The 19,300-nt window shown below is 71.4% G+C and carries 15 protein-coding genes; 3 read left to right on the plus strand and 12 right to left on the minus strand.

From position 1 onward, the window contains the following. Window positions 1-345: 345 nt before the first annotated feature. From ACFV8H_RS35535 to ACFV8H_RS35575, 9 genes are all read right to left on the minus strand, one after another. Window positions 346-1,869, minus strand: coding sequence for a CoA-acylating methylmalonate-semialdehyde dehydrogenase (locus tag ACFV8H_RS35535; RefSeq protein WP_380408124.1), 1,524 nt, complete (start codon window positions 1,867-1,869; stop codon window positions 346-348). Window positions 1,870-2,091: 222 nt separating this feature from the next. Beyond that, the gene (locus tag ACFV8H_RS35540; RefSeq protein ID WP_380408126.1) at window positions 2,092-2,856 is read right to left on the minus strand and encodes a nucleotidyl transferase AbiEii/AbiGii toxin family protein; all 765 of its coding nucleotides are present in this window, start codon (window positions 2,854-2,856) and stop codon (window positions 2,092-2,094) included. 139 nt (window positions 2,857-2,995) lie between these two features. Next, on the minus strand, window positions 2,996-3,427 hold the full coding sequence (locus tag ACFV8H_RS35545; protein ID WP_375891818.1) for a hypothetical protein: 432 nt from the start codon (window positions 3,425-3,427) through the stop codon (window positions 2,996-2,998). A gap of 131 nt (window positions 3,428-3,558) precedes the next feature. Continuing rightward, window positions 3,559-4,953 (minus strand): NAD(P)/FAD-dependent oxidoreductase, encoded by a 1,395-nt coding sequence (locus ACFV8H_RS35550; protein ID WP_380408128.1) that lies wholly within the window; start codon window positions 4,951-4,953, stop codon window positions 3,559-3,561. Window positions 4,954-5,013: 60 nt separating this feature from the next. Beyond that, on the minus strand, window positions 5,014-5,817 hold the full coding sequence (locus ACFV8H_RS35555; RefSeq protein ID WP_380408130.1) for an ABC transporter permease: 804 nt from the start codon (window positions 5,815-5,817) through the stop codon (window positions 5,014-5,016). Then, window positions 5,817-6,761: an ABC transporter permease gene (locus tag ACFV8H_RS35560; protein WP_380408132.1), complete on the minus strand. Its 945-nt coding sequence runs from the start codon at window positions 6,759-6,761 to the stop codon at window positions 5,817-5,819. The genes ACFV8H_RS35555 and ACFV8H_RS35560 overlap by 1 nt, the downstream gene beginning before the upstream one ends. Next, on the minus strand, window positions 6,758-7,897 hold the full coding sequence (locus tag ACFV8H_RS35565) for an ABC transporter ATP-binding protein (protein WP_380408134.1): 1,140 nt from the start codon (window positions 7,895-7,897) through the stop codon (window positions 6,758-6,760). Before ACFV8H_RS35565 ends, ACFV8H_RS35560 begins: the two co-directional genes overlap by 4 nt. Window positions 7,898-7,949: 52 nt before the next feature. Beyond that, a complete protein-coding gene (locus ACFV8H_RS35570; RefSeq protein ID WP_380408136.1) occupies window positions 7,950-9,209 on the minus strand; it encodes a spermidine/putrescine ABC transporter substrate-binding protein in 1,260 nt (419 codons plus the stop codon). A 62-nt stretch (window positions 9,210-9,271) separates the two neighbouring features. After that, window positions 9,272-10,783, minus strand: coding sequence for a gamma-aminobutyraldehyde dehydrogenase (locus ACFV8H_RS35575; RefSeq protein ID WP_380408138.1), 1,512 nt, complete (start codon window positions 10,781-10,783; stop codon window positions 9,272-9,274). Window positions 10,784-11,039: 256 nt separating this feature from the next. On the opposite strand from ACFV8H_RS35575, the gene ACFV8H_RS35580 reads away from it, so the two are divergent. Beyond that, entirely contained in the window at window positions 11,040-12,695 is a 1,656-nt protein-coding gene (locus ACFV8H_RS35580; RefSeq protein WP_380408140.1) for a PucR family transcriptional regulator, read from the plus strand. A gap of 56 nt (window positions 12,696-12,751) precedes the next feature. On the opposite strand, the gene ACFV8H_RS35585 is transcribed toward ACFV8H_RS35580, so the two are convergent. The 3 genes from ACFV8H_RS35585 to ACFV8H_RS35595 form a co-directional block, all read right to left on the minus strand. Next, window positions 12,752-13,954 (minus strand): spermidine/putrescine ABC transporter substrate-binding protein, encoded by a 1,203-nt coding sequence (locus ACFV8H_RS35585; protein ID WP_380408142.1) that lies wholly within the window; start codon window positions 13,952-13,954, stop codon window positions 12,752-12,754. A gap of 71 nt (window positions 13,955-14,025) precedes the next feature. Then, window positions 14,026-15,384 carry an aspartate aminotransferase family protein gene (locus tag ACFV8H_RS35590; RefSeq protein WP_380408143.1) on the minus strand — a complete coding sequence of 453 codons (1,359 nt, stop codon included), beginning with the start codon at window positions 15,382-15,384 and terminating at the stop codon, window positions 14,026-14,028. Window positions 15,385-15,607: 223 nt separating this feature from the next. Further along, window positions 15,608-17,083 carry a gamma-aminobutyraldehyde dehydrogenase gene (locus tag ACFV8H_RS35595; RefSeq protein WP_375891804.1) on the minus strand — a complete coding sequence of 492 codons (1,476 nt, stop codon included), beginning with the start codon at window positions 17,081-17,083 and terminating at the stop codon, window positions 15,608-15,610. Between the two features lie 268 nt (window positions 17,084-17,351). Here ACFV8H_RS35595 and ACFV8H_RS35600 point away from each other — a divergent pair, with 268 nt between their 5' ends. Together ACFV8H_RS35600 and ACFV8H_RS35605 are read left to right on the plus strand one after the other, a co-directional pair. Next, window positions 17,352-17,825 carry an Lrp/AsnC family transcriptional regulator gene (locus ACFV8H_RS35600; RefSeq protein WP_030306695.1) on the plus strand — a complete coding sequence of 158 codons (474 nt, stop codon included), beginning with the start codon at window positions 17,352-17,354 and terminating at the stop codon, window positions 17,823-17,825. Beyond that, entirely contained in the window at window positions 17,822-19,216 is a 1,395-nt protein-coding gene (locus ACFV8H_RS35605) for an aspartate aminotransferase family protein (RefSeq protein ID WP_380408145.1), read from the plus strand. Before ACFV8H_RS35600 ends, ACFV8H_RS35605 begins: the two co-directional genes overlap by 4 nt. The last annotated feature ends 84 nt before the right edge of the window (window positions 19,217-19,300 follow it).

Raw genomic sequence — 19,300 nt, forward strand, 5'->3', positions numbered from 1 at the left:
GTCTTCTGCGGCTTGACGCCCCGTCCGACGTTTCAAACTCTAGCCGATCCCCGCTCCGAAAAGCGAATCCGGCCGCAATCCGATAAACAGCGCACGCCGAATAAGCACCGAGCCGAGACGCGAAAAAGCGAAACGACCGGCACGAACCGGAAGAGGTGTTTCAAGGGATTGGCTGCCTCAGGACCGTCCGCGCAGATGCGTGTCCGGTGCTCCCTGTCGGGCAGCTCGAAGAACTGTACGCGCATCTGAGTCCGGATGCAAACGGCCTGCAAAAGGGGGGCAGGCCGGACCCCGGGGAGAGGGGTCCGGCCTGCCCGGTGCGAGAGCTCGGCGAGCCCTGCGGGCTCAGCTGTTGGTGGGGAAGCCGAGGTTGATGCCGCCGTGCGAGGGGTCCAGCCAGCGCTGGGTCACGGCCTTGCCGCGGGTGAAGAACTGGACGCCGTCCGGGCCGTACGCGTGGGCGTCGCCGAACAGCGAGGCCTTCCAGCCGCCGAAGGAGTAGTAGGCGACCGGCACCGGGATCGGCACGTTGATGCCGACCATGCCGACCTCCACCTCGAACTGGAAGCGCCGGGCCGCGCCGCCGTCGTTGGTGAAGAGGGCGGTCCCGTTGCCGTACGGGTTGGCGTTGATGAGCGCCAGGCCCTCGTCGTAGGAGGCGACGCGCACGACGGAGAGGACCGGGCCGAAGATCTCGTCGTTGTAGACGGACATGCCGGGCTTCACGTGGTCGAACAGCGTGGGGCCGAGCCAGAAGCCGTCGGCGGTCGGGCTGCCGTTCTTGTCCTCGGCGGTGACCGGGTGCTTGCGGCCGTCCACGGCGAGCTCGGCGCCGTCGGCGAGGCCGGACTCCACGTAGGAGGTGACCTTGTCACGGTGCTGGCCGGTGACCAGCGGGCCCATCTCGGAGTCGCCGTTGCAGCCGGGGCCGACCTTCAGGGTGGCGATCCGCTGCTTGATCTTGTCGACCAGCTCGTCGCCGATCGGGTCGACGGCGACCAGGACGGAGACCGCCATGCAGCGCTCGCCGGCCGCGCCGAAGCCGGCGTTGACGGCGGCGTCGGCGGCGAGGTCGAGGTCGGCGTCGGGCAGCACCAGCATGTGGTTCTTCGCGCCGCCGAGGGCCTGGACGCGCTTGCCGTAGCGGGTGCCGGTCTCGTACACGTAGCGGGCGATCGGGGTGGAGCCGACGAAGCTGACGGACTTGACGTCCGGGTGCTCCAGCAGGCGGTCGACGGCCACCTTGTCGCCGTGCACGACGTTGAAGACGCCGTCCGGCAGGCCGGCCTCCTTCCACAGCCCGGCCAGGAAGTTGGCCGCGGACGGGTCCTTCTCGGAGGGCTTCAACACGACGGTGTTGCCGGCCGCGATGGCGATCGGGAAGAACCACATCGGCACCATGGCCGGGAAGTTGAACGGCGAGATGATCGCGACCGGGCCGAGCGGCTGGCGGATCGAGTAGACGTCGATGCCGGTGGAGGCCTGCTCGGTGAAGCCGCCCTTGACCAGCTGCGGGATGCCGCAGGCGTACTCGACGACCTCCAGGCCGCGGGCGATCTCGCCCAGCGCGTCCGAGTGCACCTTGCCGTGCTCGGACACGATGATCTCGGCGAGCTCGTCGCGGCGGGCGTTCAGCAGCTCGCGGAAGGCGAAGAGCACCGTGCTGCGCCGGGCCACCGAGGCGGTGCGCCACTCGGCGAAGGCCGAGGCGGCGGCGGCCACGGCCTGGTCGACCTCGGCGATCCCGGCGAAGTCGACCTGGCCGGCGACCTGGCCGGTGGCCGGGTCGAAGATGTCGCCGCGGCGGGGCGCCGCACCGGCGGTGGCGACCGACCGGCCGCCGATCCAGTGAGTGATGTGCTTGCTCAAGTCCGTCTGCCTCCGAAGTCCCGGGCGGCGTCCTGCCACCGGTCCGGTCTGGCGCCGCCCGCGAGAGGGTCGGGCGACGGAATTCACGGGGCTACCGCGCTCGTCCCCCAGTCTGGTCGCCTCCGGAGCGCGGCTCAACGAACAGGCTGACGGGGATCGCGGATTCAGCCTTACAGGTCGTCCGGTCGCTGCGCCGAACGGGTGGGACCGCCGCTCGGCGGCTCAGGACTCCTCGTCCTCCAGGTACGGGTCGTGCAGCCCGTCCGCCGCCTCCTGGGTCTCCAGCAGGTCCAGCCGCAGGTCCTGTGCCCAGGCCAGCGCCCACCGCTTGAGCCCGTCCACGGCACCGGCCTCGACACCGCGGGCGCGGAACCGGCCGTCCGCGGCCTCGGCCAGCGTCTCCAGCCGGTCGGCGAGCCCGCTCGGCTGGAAGTCCGGGTCCAACTCGGCGGCCAGGGCGAGCAGTTCCCCCTCACGGTAGTCGCGGGTGAGGGCGTGCACGTCGATCAGGTCCCGCGGCATGCCCCGGTCGACCAGCAGCGCGGTGGTGAGCGCCGCCGCGTCCTCCAGGGCGACCACCGGCAGCACCAGCGGGGGCCCGTCCGCCTCCGGGGCGCCGAAGTCCAGCCGGACCGGCCGGTGGCCGAGCGGCTCCTTCCGCAGCTCCACCGAGTGGGTCCGCCCGCCCAGCGCCAGCCGTACGGTCAGCTGTTCCAGCCGCGGCGTGCCGGGCCGCTCGGCGACCCCGCCGCCCGCCGCGCGGTACGCCTCCGTCAGCGCGGCGGCCACCTCGGGCAGGTCGGCCCCGCCGGTGGCCAGGGTGAGTCCGTCCTGCCGGCAGGCCGGGACCCCGTGGGCGCGCAGCGCGTGCCCGCCGGCCAGCGCCAGCCCGTACCGGGTGCAGACGGGCTCGGCGAGGGCGGCCAGGCGCAGCTGGGCGGGGCCCGGCCGGAGGGAGGCGTCGACGGCGTGCGGGGCGGTGGTCACGCCTCCAGTCTGGCCCGGGCGCCCGCCCCGCGCGCTGCCACCCGCGAACCGCCCACGAGCCGCCACCCACCACCCGCGAACCGCCCACGAGCCGCCACCCACCGCCCGCGAGCCGCCCACGGCGCCCACGGCCCCCGCGTTACCGGCCGCCGAGCCCGGCCGCCGCCTCGTGCAGGGCCAGCTCCAGCAGCACCGGGTCGTTGAGCCGCCCGGACCCGTCGGGCGGCACCAGCCAGCGCACGCCCCGGCTGCGGCGTCGGGGGTGCGGGACGACGATCCAGGTGCCCTCCCCCGCGCAGCGCACCCCGGTGCCGACCCAGCGGGCGGCGGTGCCGACGGGCACCAGGAAGCTGACGTGCTCCTCGCCGAAGTCGGTGAGGACCGGGCCGCAGAAGCCGGTGTCCAGCACGTCCAGTGCCGGTCGCCCGAGCCGCCCGGGGACGGCGAGGACGTCCCAGCGGCGCCCGGCCGGTAGCAGGACCAGGCCCAGCCCGGTGCGTTCCCACTGCTCCCGGAAGTCCTCCGGGTCCGCTGCCACCTGGGCGAGCCAGTGCAGTCCGGTGCTCTCCATGTCGTGTCCCCGCTCCTCGCCGTTTCCTACGGTCGGACGCGGCGGGAGTGCGAGACCCGCCGTCACCGAGGAGAGGCGGACGGCGGGTCCCTCTTACACGGGTCGCGGGAGATACCCCCGATCGGTGGCGGTCAGCTGTCGAAGCCGAGCCCCATCCGGTCGAGGGTGCGCAGCCAGAGGTTGCGGTGGCCGCCGTTGCGGTCGGCGTGCTCCAGCGAGCGGGTGGTGATCTCGATCCCGGCCCAGCGCACCGGTTCGGGCGGGAACGGCAGCGGCTTGGAGCGCACCATGTCCAGCGAGGTGCGCTCGGTGCGCTCGCCGGCCAGCAGGTCGAGCATCACCTCGGCCCCGAAGCGGGTGGCGCCGACGCCGAGCCCGGTGTAGCCGACGGCGTAGGCGACCTTGCCCCGGTAGGCGGTGTCGAAGAAGGCCGAGAACCGGCTGCAGGTGTCGATGGCGCCGCCCCAGGCGTTGGTGAAGCGCAGCCCCTCCAGCTGCGGGAAGCAGCGGAAGAAGTGGTTGGCCAGGGTGCGGAAGGTCTCCGGGCGCTGGTCGTACTCGTGCCGGACGTGGCCGCCGTAGTGGTAGACGGCGTCGTAGCCGCCCCAGAGGATCCGGTTGTCGGCGGACAGCCGGAAGTAGTGGAACTTGTTGGCGCTGTCGCCGAGCCCCTGCCGGCCGCGCCAGCCGATCGAGGCGAGCTGCTCGTCGCTGAGCGGCTCGGTCATCAGCGCGTAGTCGTACACGGGGACGACGTACGGACGGACGCGCTTGAGCAGGGACGGGAAGACGTTGGTGCCGAGGGCGACCCTGCGGGCGAAGACCCGGCCGTACGGGGTGCGGGCGGCCATGCCGCTGCCGTGCTCGCGCAGCTCGGTGGCCCGGGTGTGCTCGAAGATCCGGACGCCCAGGCCCAGGCAGGCCTCCTTGAGGCCCCAGGCGAGCTTGGCGGGGTGGACCATCGCCACCCCGTCCTTGTCCCAGAGGCCGCCGAGGAAGGTCGGCGAGTTCACCTCGGCGCGCAGCTGGTCGGCGTCCAGGACGGTGAGGTCGAAGCCGTAGCGGGCGACGGCCTCGGCGACCTCGTGCAGTTCCTCGACCTGGTGCGGCTGGGTGGCGACGTCGATCTCGCCGGTGCGCTCCCACTCGGCGTCGATGCCGTAGCGCTTGAGGGTGGCCTCGATGCCGTCCAGGTTGGCGGCGCCGAGGCGTTCCAGCTGGGCGAGTTCGGAGGGCCAGCGCTCCAGGCCGTTGCCGAAGCCGTGGGTGAGGCTGGCCGCGCAGAATCCGCCGTTGCGCCCGGACGCGGCCCACCCGACCTCGTTGCCCTCGACCAGGACGACGTCCAGCGAGGGGTCGCGCTCCTTGGCGATGAGCGCGGTCCACAGTCCGGAGTAGCCGCCGCCGACGACCAGCAGGTCGCAGGTGGTGTCGCCGACCAGGGCGGGCAGCGCCTCGGGCCGGCCGGGATCCTCCAGCCAGAAGGGGGTGGGCCTGGCGTCACTGAGTGCGCGGGCGGATTCCATGCATTATCAGCCACTTTCCACGAATAGGTGATGGTACGAACCACCGCTGCCGACCGTACGTCAGGCGGTGGCCTTGCGGCGGTTGCCGAGCCACTGGCCGGCCACGGTCAGCGCGACCGCGGCCACGAACATCGCGGTGCCGATGACGTTCACCTGCACCGGGATGCCGCGCTGCGAGGCGCCCCAGACGAACATCGGGAAGGTGACCGTGGTCGGGCCCGAGTTGAACTGGGTGATGATGAAGTCGTCGAAGGAGAGCGCGAAGCTGAGCAGCGCGCCGGCGGCGATGCCGGGGGCGGCCAGCGGGAGGGTGACCCGCAGGAAGGTCTGGACGGGGGTCGCGTAGAGGTCCTGGGCGGCCTGTTCGAGCCTCGGGTCCATGCTCATCACGCGGGCCTTGACCGCCGTCACGACGAAGCTCAGGCAGAACATGATGTGGGCGATGAGGATGGTGGTGAAGCCGAAGGGGATCCGCATGTTGAGGAACAGCGTCCCCAGCGAGGCGGCCATGACGACTTCGGGCATGGCCATCGGCAGGAAGATCATCGCGGTGGTGGCCGAGCGGCCGCGGAAGCGGTAGCGGGCCAGCGCGAAGGCGACCATGGTGCCGAGCACGGTGGCGCCGACGGTGGCGAGCACCGCGATCTGCAGGCTGAGCGAGAGCGACTGGCACATGTCGGCCACGCCGCAGGGGTTGGTCCAGGCGTCGGTGGAGAACTCGTTCCACTCGTAGTTGAACTTGCCGACCGGCTTGTTGAACGAGAAGGCCAGCACGACCAGGTTGGGCAGCACCAGGTAGGCCAGGGCCAGCAGGCCGGCCAGGACCACCAGGTGGGCGCGGACCCACTTCAGGATGCGGGACATCAGACCAGTTCCTCCGTCCCGGCCTTGCGCATGTAGACCGTCACCATGCCCAGGATCAGGGCCATCAGGATGAAGCTCAGCGCTGCCGCCGTGGGGTAGTCGAGCACGTTCAGGAACTGCTTCTGGATGCCGTTGCCGACCATCTGCTCGCTCGGCGAGCCGAGCAGCTGGGCGTTGATGTAGTCGCCGGAGGCGGGGATGAAGGTGAGCAGGGTGCCCGCGACCACGCCCGGCAGCGAGATCGGGAAGGTGACCTTGCGGAAGGTGGTGAACGGCCGGGCGTAGAGGTCGCCGGCCGCCTCGTGCAGCCGGGGGTCGATCCGCTCCAGCGAGGTGTACAGCGGGAGGATCATGAACGGCAGGAAGTTGTAGGTGAGGCCGCAGACCACGGCCAGCGGGGTGGCGAGCACCCGGTCGCCGGAGGTGAGCCCGACGGCGTTGGTGAGGTCCAGGACGTGCAGGGTGTTGAGCGCGCCGACCACCGGTCCGCCGTCGGACAGGATGGTCTTCCAGGCCAGCGTGCGGATCAGGAAGCTGGTGAAGAACGGCGCGATGACCAGGATCAGGATGACGTTGCGCCAGCGCCGGCTCGCCTTGAAGGCGATGGTGTACGCCAGCGGGTAGCCGATGGCCAGGCAGAGCACGGTGGCGATGGCCGCGTAGGAGAACGAGCGGACGAAGTGCCACTTGTACTCGACCAGGGCGTCCCAGTAGGTGGAGACGTGCCAGGTGACCTTGAAGCCCGCCTCCAGCGAGCCGGTCTGCAGCGAGGTGGACGCCTGGTAGACCATCGGCACGGCGAAGAAGACGACCAGCCAGGCGATGCCGGGCAGCAGCAGCCAGTACGGGGTGAGCTTGCGCCTCGGTTTCGGCGCGGGCCCGTCGAGCGGACTGCGGTCCGGAGGCGTGGCCCGGGGGGCGGCCGCCGAGGTGGTGGTGGTCATGCGGCCTCCTCCGCGGTGCCCGCGTCGATCGCCTGCGCGGCGTCCAGGGCGAAGGAGTGCGCCGGGTTCCAGTGCAGCTGCACGGGGGCGCCGGGGACGATCCGGGCGTCGCGCTCCATGTTCTGCTCGAAGACGGTGACCTCCTGGCCGCCGTCGGTGCGCACCACGTACTGGGTGGAGACGCCGATGAAGCTGGAGTCGAGCACCGTGCCGGCGAGCCGGTTGCGGCCCTCGGCGACCGTCTCGGAGGCGTGGCTGATGGTGATCTTCTCCGGGCGCACGCCCAGGTGGACCAGCTTGGCCTCGGTGGCGCAGCGCGCCCTCGGCACCGCGAGCCGGGCGCCGGCCACGGTGAGCAGCAGGTCCTCGCCCGCGCCGCCGGTGACCTCGGCGGGGAGCAGGTTGGACTGGCCGAGGAAGTTGGCCACGAAGGTGGTGCCGGGGTTCTCGTACAGGTCCGCGGGCGCACCGAGCTGCTCGACCCGGCCGCCGTTCATCACCGCGATGGTGTCGGCCATCGTCATGGCCTCCTCCTGGTCGTGGGTGACGTGCACGAAGGTGATGCCGACCTCGGTCTGGATCCGCTTGAGCTCCAGCTGCATCTGGCGGCGCAGCTTGAGGTCGAGGGCGCCGAGCGGCTCGTCCAGCAGCAGCACCTGGGGGTGGTTGATCAGGGCGCGGGCGACCGCGACGCGCTGCTGCTGGCCGCCGGATAGCTGGTGCGGCTTGCGCCGGGCGTACTGGCCGAGCTCGACCAGTTCCAGCATCGACTCGACCTGCTTCTTCACGTCCTTCTTGCCGCGCCGGCGCAGGCCGAAGGCGACGTTCTCGAAGATGTCCAGGTGCGGGAAGAGCGCGTAGCTCTGGAAGACGGTGTTGACCGGGCGCTTGTACGGGGGCAGCGCGGTGACGTCCTGGCCGCCGATCAGGACGGTGCCGCTGGTGGGCTCCTCCAGGCCGGCGATCATGCGCAGGGTGGTGGTCTTGCCGCAGCCGGAGGCGCCGAGCAGGGCGAAGAAGGAGCCCTGGGGCACGGTCAGGTCGAGCGGGTGGACGGCGGTGAAGGAGCCGTAGGTCTTGCCGATGCCGGTGAGGCGGACGTCGCCGCCGGCCGCGGCGCGCAGCTGGTCTGTCATGGGGTGTCTTCCTGGGTCTTTCTGCCGGCAGTGTCTGGTGGACGCGTGGGGGTCAGGCGCCGATGAGCTTGGAGAACTTCTGCTCGAAGTCGCTCTCCTCGCCCTCGGTGAGGGTGCGGAACACGTGCGCCTTGACCGCCATCTCGGGGGTGGGTACGACCAGCGGGTTGGCCGCGCTGTCCGGGGCGAGGGTGGCGAGCTCGTCCTTCATCCCGGTGACGGCGGAGACGTAGCCGATGCCCGCGACCAGCTGCGCCGCGATCTTCGGCTGATAGTAGAAGTCGATCAACTTCTCCGCGTTCGCCTTGTGCCTCGCCTTGGCCGGGACCAGCATGTTGTCGGTCGAGGCGAGGTAGCCCTTCTCCGGGATGACGAACTCGATGTCCGGGTTGTCGGCGCGCAGTTGGATCAGGTCGCCGCCCCAGGCGACGCAGGCGGCGATGTCCCCGGAGGACAGCTCCTGGCCGTAGTCGTTGCCGGTGAAGCGGCGGATCTGCTTGTTGTCCACGGCCTTCTGCATCCGGGCGATCGCACCGGCGTAGTCGTCGGCGGTGAACTTCGCCGGGTCCTTGTCCATGTCGAGCAGGACCATCCCGATGCTGTCGCGCATCTCGGAGAGGAAGGTGACCCGGCCCTTGAGCTCGGGGTCGTCCAGCAACTGGGCGACGCTAGTGACCTCCTTGCCCTTGGTCGCCTTCCGGTTGTAGGCGATGACGGTCTGGATGCCGGCCCAGGGGTAGGTGTAGAGCCGGCCCGGGTCCCAGTCGGGGGCGCGGAAGCGGGCCTCGACGTTGGTGATCGCGGTGGTGACGTTCGCCGGGTCGAGCTTCTGCGCCCAGCCGAGCCGGATCAGCCGGGCGGCCATCCAGTCGGTGAGCACCACCAGGTCGCGGCCGGTGTCCTGGCCGGCCGCCAGCTGCGGCTTGACCTTGCCGAAGAACTCGACGTTGTCGTTGATGTCCTCGTTGTACTTGACCTTGATGCCGGTGGCCGCGGTGAAGGCGTCCAGGGTGCCGTGCTTCTCCTTGTCCTTCTCGTCGGTGTCGATGTACAGCGGCCAGTTGGAGAAGTCGACCTCCTTCTCGCTCCCCGAGTGGTCCTCGGCGGCGTTGGCGGTCGAGTCACCGGTCGTCCTGGGGGCGGCCGGGATGCCGCAGGCGGCCAGGGTGCCCGCCCCGGCGGTCAGGGCGGCGGCGCGCAGCAGGGTGCGGCGGCCGACCGCGGCCCGACCGCTGGTCAGACTGCGTTCCCAGGCCCTGCGGACCGGTTCGGGCAGACCGTCGGTGAGCTCGTTGAACGCCTTGAACGCCATGGAACGGGCCTCCTGGGGGAAGAAGGGTGCGTGGGGGGAGCACCCGGGGCCTGCGGGGGGGGTTATCGGTCTCCGAAGACGGTGCGGTGCCAGTCCTTGCGGGCCACCGCGGTGGTGTCGAACATGACGTGCTTGACCTGGGTGTACTCGTCCAGCGAGTACTGGGACATGTCCTTGCCGTAACCGGACGCCTTGTAGCCGCCGTGCGGCATCTCGCTGATGATCGGGATGTGGTCGTTGACCCAGACGCACCCGGCGGCGATCTCCCGGGTGGCGCGCAGCGAGCGGTGCACGTTGCCCGTCCAGGCGGAGGCGGCCAGGCCGTACGGGGTGTCGTTGGCGAGCCGCAGGCCCTCGTCGTCGCCGTCGAAGGGCAGCACCACCAGCACCGGGCCGAAGACCTCGCCCTGGACCACCTCGCTGTCCTGGGCCGCGCCGGTGATCAGGGTCGGCGCGTGGTAGGCGCCCCGGGTGAGGTCGAAGCCGTCGTGGCCCTTGTCCGGTGCGGGGCCGCCGGTGACGACGGTGGCGTAGGAGCGGGCGCGCTCGACGAACCCGGCCACCCGGTCCCGGTGGGCGAAGGAGACCAGCGGGCCGAGGTCGGTGTGCGGGTTGCGGGGGTCGCCGATCCGGACGGCCGCGAAGAGCTCGGCGACGCCGGCCACGAAGGCGTCGTAGAGCGGGCGCTGGACGTACGCGCGGGTGGCGGCGGTGCAGTCCTGGCCGCCGTTGATCAGCGAGGCGGCGACGGCGCCGTGCACCGCGGCGTCCAGGTCGGCGTCGTCGAAGACCACGAACGGGGCCTTGCCGCCGAGCTCCAGGTGGGTGCGCTTGACGCTCGCGGTGGCGAGTTCGGCGACCCGCCTGCCGACGGCGGTGGAGCCGGTGAAGGAGACCATCGCGACCCCCGGGTGGGCGACCAGGTGCTCGCCGGCGGTGCGCCCGGCGCCGGTGACCACGTTGACCACGCCGTCCGGGATGCCCGCCTCGGTGCAGGCCCGGGCGAACATCACCGAGGTCAGCGGGGTCAGCTCGGCCGGCTTGAGGACGATGGTGTTGCCCGCCGCGATCGCCGGGAGGATCTTCCAGGCGGCCATCTGCAGCGGGTAGTTCCACGGCGAGATCGAGCCGACCACGCCGATCGCCTCGCGCCGGACGTAGGAGGTGTGGTCGCCGGAGTACTCGCCGGCCGCCTTGCCCTCCAGGTTGCGGGCGGCGCCGGCGAAGAACGCGGCGTTGTCGACGGTGCCGGGGACGTCGAACTCGGTCGCCAGCTTGACCGGCTTGCCGGTCTGCGCGGTCTCCACCCGGGCGAGGTCGTCGGCGGTCGCGCCCAGGACGGCGGCCAGCCGGGTGAGCGCCTCGGACCGGGCCCCCGGGGTGGCCGAGGACCAGCCGGGCAGGGCGTCCCGCGCGGCGGCGACGGCGGCGTCCACGTCCCCGGCGGTGGCCAGCGCGACCTCTTCGACCACCGTGCCGTCGGCGGGGTTGACGACCTGGAAGGGCTCGCCGCTCCCCCGGGCCTGACGGCCCGCGATGTACTGCGCGCCCGCGCCGAAGTCGGTCAGGTCCATCTGGGTTCCTCCAAGTGCCGGCGGTTCGACCGCGCTGCGGCGAAACGCTTCCGCGGTGGGGGTCTGCGGTCCCGCTGACCTTGCCAACTGCGGGGTTGACGTGACAAGGGTCACTTCGACAGTCTCGACACGAAGGGCCTTACAGAGTGCAAGGCTCCTCGCAGGGCAACAGGTCGTCGCGACGATGCATGATTCACCTGACACTCTGTCCCCTCCACCCCCTCCCCTCCCACCTCCCCCGCCCTGGAGGCCCGCGATGCTCCCCACCGTCGCCCGTGTGCTCGACCTGGAGGTGATGCGGCGCGGCCTGCCCCAGGTCGTGGCCGGCGCCGACCGCCTGGAGCGACCGGTCCGCTGGGTGCACGTCAGCGAGCTGCCCGACGTCGCCGGCGTGCTGCAGGGCGGCGAACTCGTGCTGACCACCGGCATCGCGCTGCCCGAGGACCGCGAGGGCCTGGCCCGCTACGTCCGCGACCTGGACGAGGTCGGCGTGGCCGGCCTGGTGGTCGAGTTCGGCCGGCGCTACTTCGACTCGCTCCCGCGCGCCCTGGTGCACGCCGCCGAGCAGCGCGGACTGCCGCTGATCGCGCTCCGCCGCGAGGTGCGCTTCGTCGCCGTCACCGAGGCCGTGCACGCCCTGGTGGTGAACGCCCAGCTGGAGCAGCTGCGGGTCTCCGAGTCGGTCCACCAGGTCTTCAACGAGCTGGTGGTCGAGGGCGCCGAGCCGCCCGAGGTGATCCGCCAGGTGGCCCGGATGGCGGGCGCGCCGGTCGTCCTGGAGAACCTCGCCCACCAGGTGCTCGCCCACGACAGCGCCGGACGCCCCGAGGCCGAGCTGCTGGAGGACTGGGAGCGCCGCTCGCGCGGGGTCCGCCCGCCCGGCCGCACCGGCCACGACCCGCGCAGCGGCTGGCTGGTGACCACCGTCGGCGCCCGCGGCCAGGACTGGGGCCGGCTGGTCCTGGTGCTGGAGCCGGGCCCGCCGGCGGAGGGCGAGGCCCACCCGCACGCCATGCTGCTGGAGCGCGGCGCCTCCGCGCTGGCGCTCAACCGGCTGGTGGTGCGCGACCGGGAGAGCCTGGAGCGGCAGACCCACCGCACCCTGCTCTCCGGCATCCTCACCCACGCGCTGACCGTCTCCGAGGTGGCCCTGCGCGCCCAGGCGCTCGGCGTCCCGCTGGAGGGCCGGCGGCTGGTCGGCGTGGTGCTGCGCCAGCGCCGCGGGCCGATCCCGGCCGCGCTGGAGGCCCAGGCCCGGCTGCGCGACTTCACCGAGCTGGCGGCCGGCGCGGTGCGGGCCAGCCGGCTCTCCGCCCTGGTCGGCGCGCTGGACGACGAGGGCGTCGGGCTGCTGATCGCGCTCGGCGCCCAGCAGGACGAGCACTCCGCGCTGGAGGCCTTCTCGGCCACCCTGCGCCGGATGTCCGCGGAGTCCGGCCGGGAGCCCGCCGACACCCCGGGGCCGGTCGTCGCGGTCGGCTCCTCGGTCGGCTCGGTCCGCGACGCCCGGCGCACCCTGCTGGAGGCCGCCCAGGTCGCCGACGCGGCCCTGCACGACGCGCCCGGCGGGGGCAGGACCGCCTCCTACTACCGGCTGCCGGACGTCCGGCTGCGCGGCCTGCTCCACCTGCTGCGCGACGACGCCCGCCTGCAGACGTACGTGGAACGGGAGTTGGGCCCGCTGCTGGCCCACGACGCCGAGCACAACGGCCAGTTGGTGCAGATGCTGCGGATCTACCTGGAGCAGGGCCGGAACAAGTCGGCGGCGGCCGACGCCGCCCACCTGTCCCGGCCGTCCTTCTACGACCGGCTGCACAAGGTCGAGCGGATCCTCGGCGTCGACCTCGACCAGGTGGAGTCCTGCCTCTCCCTGCACGTGGCCCTGCTCGCGCTGGACGCCGTGCGCCGGTAGGGCCGGGAACGCCGTCAGGGCCGGTGGCGCCGGGCAGGGTCACACCCCGGTACCCCTCACACCCCGGTGATGCGCCCCCAGACCTTGTGCAGCTCCGGCCGCTCGGCCGAGGTGACGTCCCGCATGCTGCGCAGCCGGGCGCGCATCTCCTCGGTCGGGAACACCAGCGGGTTCTCGGCGAGTTCGGCCTTGTCCTTGTCCCCGCTGTCCGCCAGCACCTCGCGGGCGGCCGGAACCGGGCAGATGTACTGGACGGCCGCGGCGAGTTCGGCGGCCACCTCGGGCTGGTAGTAGTAGTCGACCAGCAGCTCGGCGTTGCGCTTGTGGACGGCCCGGTTGGGGATCATCAGGCTCTCCGCCCACAGCTCGCCGCCCTCCTCCGGCACCACGAAGGCGATGTCGGGGTTCTCGGCGGTGAGCTGGACGGCGTCACCGGAGTAGGCCTGGCAGGCGATCGCCGCGCCGGAGGCGAGGTCGCTGGTGTAGTCGTTGCCGGTGAAGCGGCGGACGTGCCCGGTGTCGACCATCTTCTGCACCAGGTCCATCGCCTTGTGCGCGTCGTCGTCCCCGAACCGCGCGATGTCCGCGCCCTGGGAGAGCATCAGCAGCCCGAGCGCCTCGTCCAGCCCGGCGAACAGCGTGATCCGGCCCTTGAGGTCGGGCGCCCAGAGGTCGGCGGTGGACCTGAGCTCCCGGCCGAGCGCCTTGCGGTTGTACGCGATGCCGGTGATCCCGGACTGCCAGGGCACGCTGCGCCGGCGCCCCGGGTCGAAGACCGGGTTCGCCAGCTGCGGGTCCAGGTTGGCGGTCACGTTGGGCAGGCCGGCCCGGTCCATCTCCTGCACCCAGCCCAGCGAGACGTACCGCCCGGCCATCCAGTCGCTGATCACCATCAGGTCCCGGCCCGGGTCGGCGCCCTGGGTGAGCACCGGGCTGATCTTGCCGAAGAACTCGTCGTTGTCGTTGATGTCCTCGGTGTAGGTGACCGCGATCCCGGTCTTCTCGCTGAACGCGTCCAGGGTCGGGCGCTTCCCCTGGTCGTCGGTGTCGATGTACTGCGTCCAGTTGGAGAAGTTCAGCCGCTTGTCGTGCTCCGAGCGGTCCGGTGCCGAACGCCGGTCCTCGGCGACGTACGCGGACGGGATGCCGCAGCCGGTCAGCGTGCCGGCGCCGAGCAGCGCGGCCCCGCCGAGCACCGAACGCCGGCGGATGACAGGGGTTTGGGAGGAGCGTCGGGGCAGGGTGGAGCTGCGGGACATGGGGGGCCTTCCGGAGCGTGGAACGGCCCCGGGAACACGCGGGTGCGCCCGGGGCCGTCCTGGTAGGTACGTCAGACGGTGTGCGCGTCGGCCAGCGACAGCGCCTCGTCCAGCACCGCGAGGCCGGCCTTGGCCTCCTCCTCGGTGACGGTGCACGGCGGGACGACGTGGAAGCGGTTCATGTTGACGAACGGCCAGAGCCCGCGCTGCTTGCAGGCGGCGGCCAGCTCGGCCATCGGCGCGTTGGCGGCGCCCGCGGCGTTGTAGGGGACGAGCGGCTCCCGGGTCTCCCGGTCCTTCACCAGGTCGAGCGCCCAGAACACGCCGAGGCCGCGCACCTCGCCGATCGAGGGGTGCCGCTCGGCCAGCTCGCGCAGGCCGGGGCCGAGCACCGTCTCGCCGATGTGCTTGGCGTTCTCGACGATGCCCTCCTCCGCCATGGCGTTGATGGTGGCCACCGCCGAGGCGCAGGCCAGCGGGTGCCCCGAGTAGGTGAGCCCGCCGGGGAACGGCCGCTCCGCGAAGGTGGCGGCGATCTCGGCGTTGATCGCCACGCCGCCCAGCGGGACGTAGCCGGAGTTGACGCCCTTGGCGAAGGTCAGCAGGTCCGGCACCACGCCCCAGTGGTCGGCGGCGAACCACTCGCCGGTGCGGCCGAAGCCGGCCATCACCTCGTCCAGGACGAACACGATCCCGTGGCGGTCGCAGATCTCCCGCACCCCGGCCAGGTAGCCCGGCGGCGGGACCAGGATGCCGGCGGTGCCGACCACCGACTCCAGGATGACCGCGGCCACCGTGCCCGGTCCCTCGAAGGCGATCACCTGCTCCAGGTGCGCCAGCGCGCGCTCGCACTCCTGCGCCTCGTCCTCGGCGTGGAAGTTGGAGCGGTAGGCGTACGGGCCCCAGAAGTGCACCACGCCGGAGACACCGGTCTCGTTGGCCCAGCGCCGCGGGTCGCCGGTGAGGGCGATCGCGTTGGCGGTGGCGCCGTGGTACGAGCGGTAGGTGGAGAGCACCTTCTGCCGGCCGGTGTGCAGCCGGGCCATCCGGACGGCGTTCTCGACCGCCTCGGCGCCGCCGTTGGTGAAGAAGATCTTGTCCAGGTCGCCCGGGGTGCGCTCGGCGATCAGCCGGGCCGCCTCGCTGCGCGCCTCGACCGCGAAGCCGGGGGCGATCGTGCAGAGCTTCGCCGCCTGCTCCTGGATCGCGGCGACCACCTTCGGGTGCTGGTGCCCGATGTTGGTGTTCACCAGCTGCGAGGAGAAGTCGAGGTAGCGGTTGCCGTCGTAGTCCCAGAAGTACGAGCCCTCGGCGCCGGCCACCGCGAGGGGGTCGATCAGCGCCTGGGCGGACCACGAGTGGAAGACGTGCGCGCGGTCGGCGGCCTTGACCGCCTTTCCGGCGGCTGAGTCAGCGGTGGGGATGCTCATGCCGGTAAGGCTAGGGCCGAGCGCCCCCGAAGTGCAGTTTCATCCTGTCAGCCGGATGCACGACCCGCCGACAGGGTGCAAAGCGACAGGGCCCGGGTCGAAAAGACCCGGGCCCCTTGGCAGTTCAGCCGATTGATCAGACCCGCTAGATCGCGGTCATACCGCGCCCGACGGCCATGACCCGCTAGATCGCGGTCATCCTGCGCCCGACGGCCATGACCCGCTAGATCGCGGTCATGACGTGCTTCACCCGGGTGTAGTCCTCGAAGCCGTACGCCGACAGGTCCTTGCCGTAGCCGGACTTCTTGAAGCCGCCGTGCGGCATCTCGGCGACCAGCGGGATGTGGGTGTTGATCCAGACGCAGCCGAAGTCCAGGCGGCGGGACATCCGCATGGCGCGGGCGTGGTCCTTGGTCCAGACCGAGGAGGCCAGCGCGAACTCGACGCCGTTGGCGTACTCGACGGCCTGCTCCTCGTCGGTGAACTTCTGCACGGTGATGACCGGGCCGAAGACCTCGTTCTGGATGATCTCGTCGTCCTGCAGCAGGCCGGAGACGACGGTCGGGGCGTAGAAGTAGCCCTTGTCGCCGACCCGGTGGCCACCGGCCTCGACCTTGGCGTGGGCGGGCAGCCGCTCGATGAAGCCGGACACCTGCTTGAGCTGGTTGGCGTTGTTCAGCGGGCCGTAGAGCACGTCCTCGTCGTCCACGCCGCCGGTCTTGGTCTCGGCCGCGGCCTTGGCCAGCGCCTCGACGAAGGCGTCGTGGATCGACTCGTGCACCAGCACGCGGGTGGCGGCGGTGCAGTCCTGGCCGGCGTTGAAGTAGCCCGCCACCGAGATGCCCTCGACGGCCTCGGCGATGTCGGCGTCCTCGAACACGACGACCGGGGCCTTGCCGCCCAGCTCCAGGTGGACCCGCTTGACGTCCTTGGAGGCCGACTCGGCGACCTGGATGCCGGCCCGGACGGAGCCGGTGATGGAGGCCATCGCCGGGGTGCGGTGCTCGACCATCAGCTTGCCGGACTCGCGGTCGCCGCAGATGACGTTGAAGACGCCGGCCGGCAGCTCCAGGTCCTTGAGGACGCCGCCGATGATCTCGGCCAGCAGCACGGTGGAGGCCGGGGTGGTGTCCGAGGGCTTGAGGACGACGGTGTTGCCCGCGGCGATGGCCGGGGCGAACTTCCAGACCGCCATCATCATCGGGTAGTTCCACGGCGCGACCTGGGCACAGACGCCGACCGGCTCGCGGCGGATGATCGAGGTCATGCCGTCCATGTACTCGCCGGCGGCCTTGCCCTCCAGCAGCCGGGCGGCACCGGCGAAGAAGCGGAGCTGGTCCACCATCGGGCCGATCTCCTCGGAGAGGGTCAGCGCGCGGGGCTTGCCGGTGTTGCGCACCTCGGCGTCGACGATCTCGTCGGCCCGGGCCTCGACCGCGTCGGCGATCTTGAGCAGCAGCTTCTGCCGGGTGCTCGGGGTGGCGTCGCGCCAGACCGGGAAGGCGGCGGCGGCCGAGGCCATGGCCGCGTCCACGTCAGCGGCGCCGGACAGCGGCGACGTCGCGTAGACCTCGCCCGTGGTCGGGTCGACGATGTCGAGCGTGCGGCCGTCAGCCGCGTCGACGAACTCACCGTTGATGTAGTTGCGCAGCGTGCGAAGGTCGCTCACGGGTCTCTCCTCGGTCTGGGCCTGCGGCATTGCAGATTCCGGCGCCATGGTACGTCGACGGATCCGGCCTACGAAGGGTGCCGAGTGGCCCGGCCGGGAGCGGCGCGGTCCACTGGTGGCGGAATGCGCGGCGCCCTGCGGGGGCGCGCGCGTACCGTGCCAGAGTAGCCGCAGGACTGCCGGGATCGACAGGCGCGGTGCGCGTCCACGATGAAATCCGCATGGGTTTTCCGGGAGCACGACGAAATCAGCAGTTTCCACGCTTGCGAACAGGGGAACGATCAGGCACAGTGGCCGCGTGGCCAACCGCGACCGGAACGCGAGTGTTCCCCTCGACGCCGCCTCCAAGGCGATCATCGAGCAGCTCCAGGAGGACGGGCGCCGCCCGTACGCCGCCATCGGCAAGGCCGTCGGCCTGTCCGAGGCGGCCGTACGGCAGCGCGTCCAGAAGCTGCTCGACCAAGGCGTGATGCAGATCGTCGCCGTCACGGACCCGCTCACCGTCGGCTTCACCCGCCAGGCGATGGTCGGAATCCGGGTCGAGGGCGACATCGAGCCCGTCGCCGACGCGCTGGCCGCCCTCGACGAGGTCGACTACGTCGTCTGCACCGCAGGCTCGTTCGACCTCCTGGCCGAGCTGGTCTGCGAGGACGACGAGCACCTGCTCGAAATGATCAACAAGCGCATCCGCGCGCTTCCCGGCGTGCGGAGCACCGAGAGCTTCGTTTACCTGAAACTCCGGAAACAGACCTACACCTGGGGCACCCGATGACAGCCGACCCGGCCCAGAAGGACCTTTCCAAGACCGCCTACGACCACCTGTGGATGCACTTCACCCGCATGTCGTCGTACGAGAACTCCCCCGTACCGACCATCGTCAAGGGCGAGGGCACGTACATCTGGGACGACAAGGGCCGGAAGTACATCGACGGCCTGGCCGGCCTGTTCGTCGTGCAGGCCGGTCACGGCCGCACCGAGCTCGCCGAGGTCGCCGCCAAGCAGGCCAAGGAACTCGCGTTCTTCCCGATCTGGAGCTACGCGCACCCCAAGGCCGTCGAGCTGGCCGAGCGCCTGGCCAACTACGCCCCGGGCGACCTCAACAAGGTCTTCTTCTCCACCGGTGGCGGCGAGGCCGTCGAGACCGCCTGGAAGCTCGCCAAGCAGTACTTCAAGCTGATCGGCAAGCCGACCAAGTACAAGGTCATCTCGCGCGCCGTCGCCTACCACGGCACCCCGCAGGGCGCCCTGTCCATCACCGGTCTGCCGGGCCTCAAGGCCCCGTTCGAGCCGCTGGTGCCGGGTACCCACAAGGCGCCGAACACCAACATCTACCGCGCCCCGGCCTTCCTCGAAGGCCCGGACGGCACCGTCGACCCCGAGGCGTACGGCCGCTGGTGCGCCGACGAGATCGAGGTCGCCATCCTCAACGAGGGCGCCGACACCGTCGCCGCCGTCTTCGTCGAGCCGGTGCAGAACGCCGGTGGCTGCTTCCCGCCGCCGCCCGGGTACTTCCAGCGCCTGCGCGAGATCTGCGACCGCCACGACGTGCTGCTGGTCTCGGACGAGGTCATCTGCGCCTTCGGCCGCCTCGGCACCATGTTCGGCGCCGACAAGTTCGGCTACGTGCCGGACATGATCACCTGCGCCAAGGGCATGACCTCGGGCTACTCCCCGATCGGCGCCACGATCATCTCGGACCGCATCGCCGAGCCGTTCTACAAGGGTGACAACACCTTCCTGCACGGCTACACCTTCGCCGGCCACCCGGTCTCCTCGGCCGTGGCGCTCGCCAACCTCGACATCTTCGAGCGCGAGGGCCTGAACCAGAAGGTCCTCGACAACGAGGCCGCCTTCCTGGGCACCCTGGACAAGCTGCGCGACCTGCCGATCGTCGGCGACGTCCGCGGCAACGGGTACTTCTACGGCATCGAGCTCGTGAAGGACAAGGTCACCAAGGAGTCGTTCAACGACGACGAGGTCGAGCGCGTGCTCTACGGCTTCCTGTCGAAGGCCCTCTTCGACAACGGCCTGTACTGCCGCGCCGACGACCGTGGCGACCCGGTCATCCAGCTGGCCCCGCCGCTGATCTCCGACCAGTCGACCTTCGACGAGATCGAGCAGATCCTGCGGACCAGCCTCACCGACGCGTGGGCGAAGCTCTGATCCCCTGAGCCCTCCTCCCCACCCTCCGCCGAAGGGCGGTCCCGCACCCGCGGGGCCGCCCTTCGGCGTTCACACAACGCCACG

Origin of the sequence: Kitasatospora sp. NPDC059827, assembly GCF_042731675.1 — a bacterium.
Taxonomy (GTDB): domain Bacteria; phylum Actinomycetota; class Actinomycetes; order Streptomycetales; family Streptomycetaceae; genus Kitasatospora.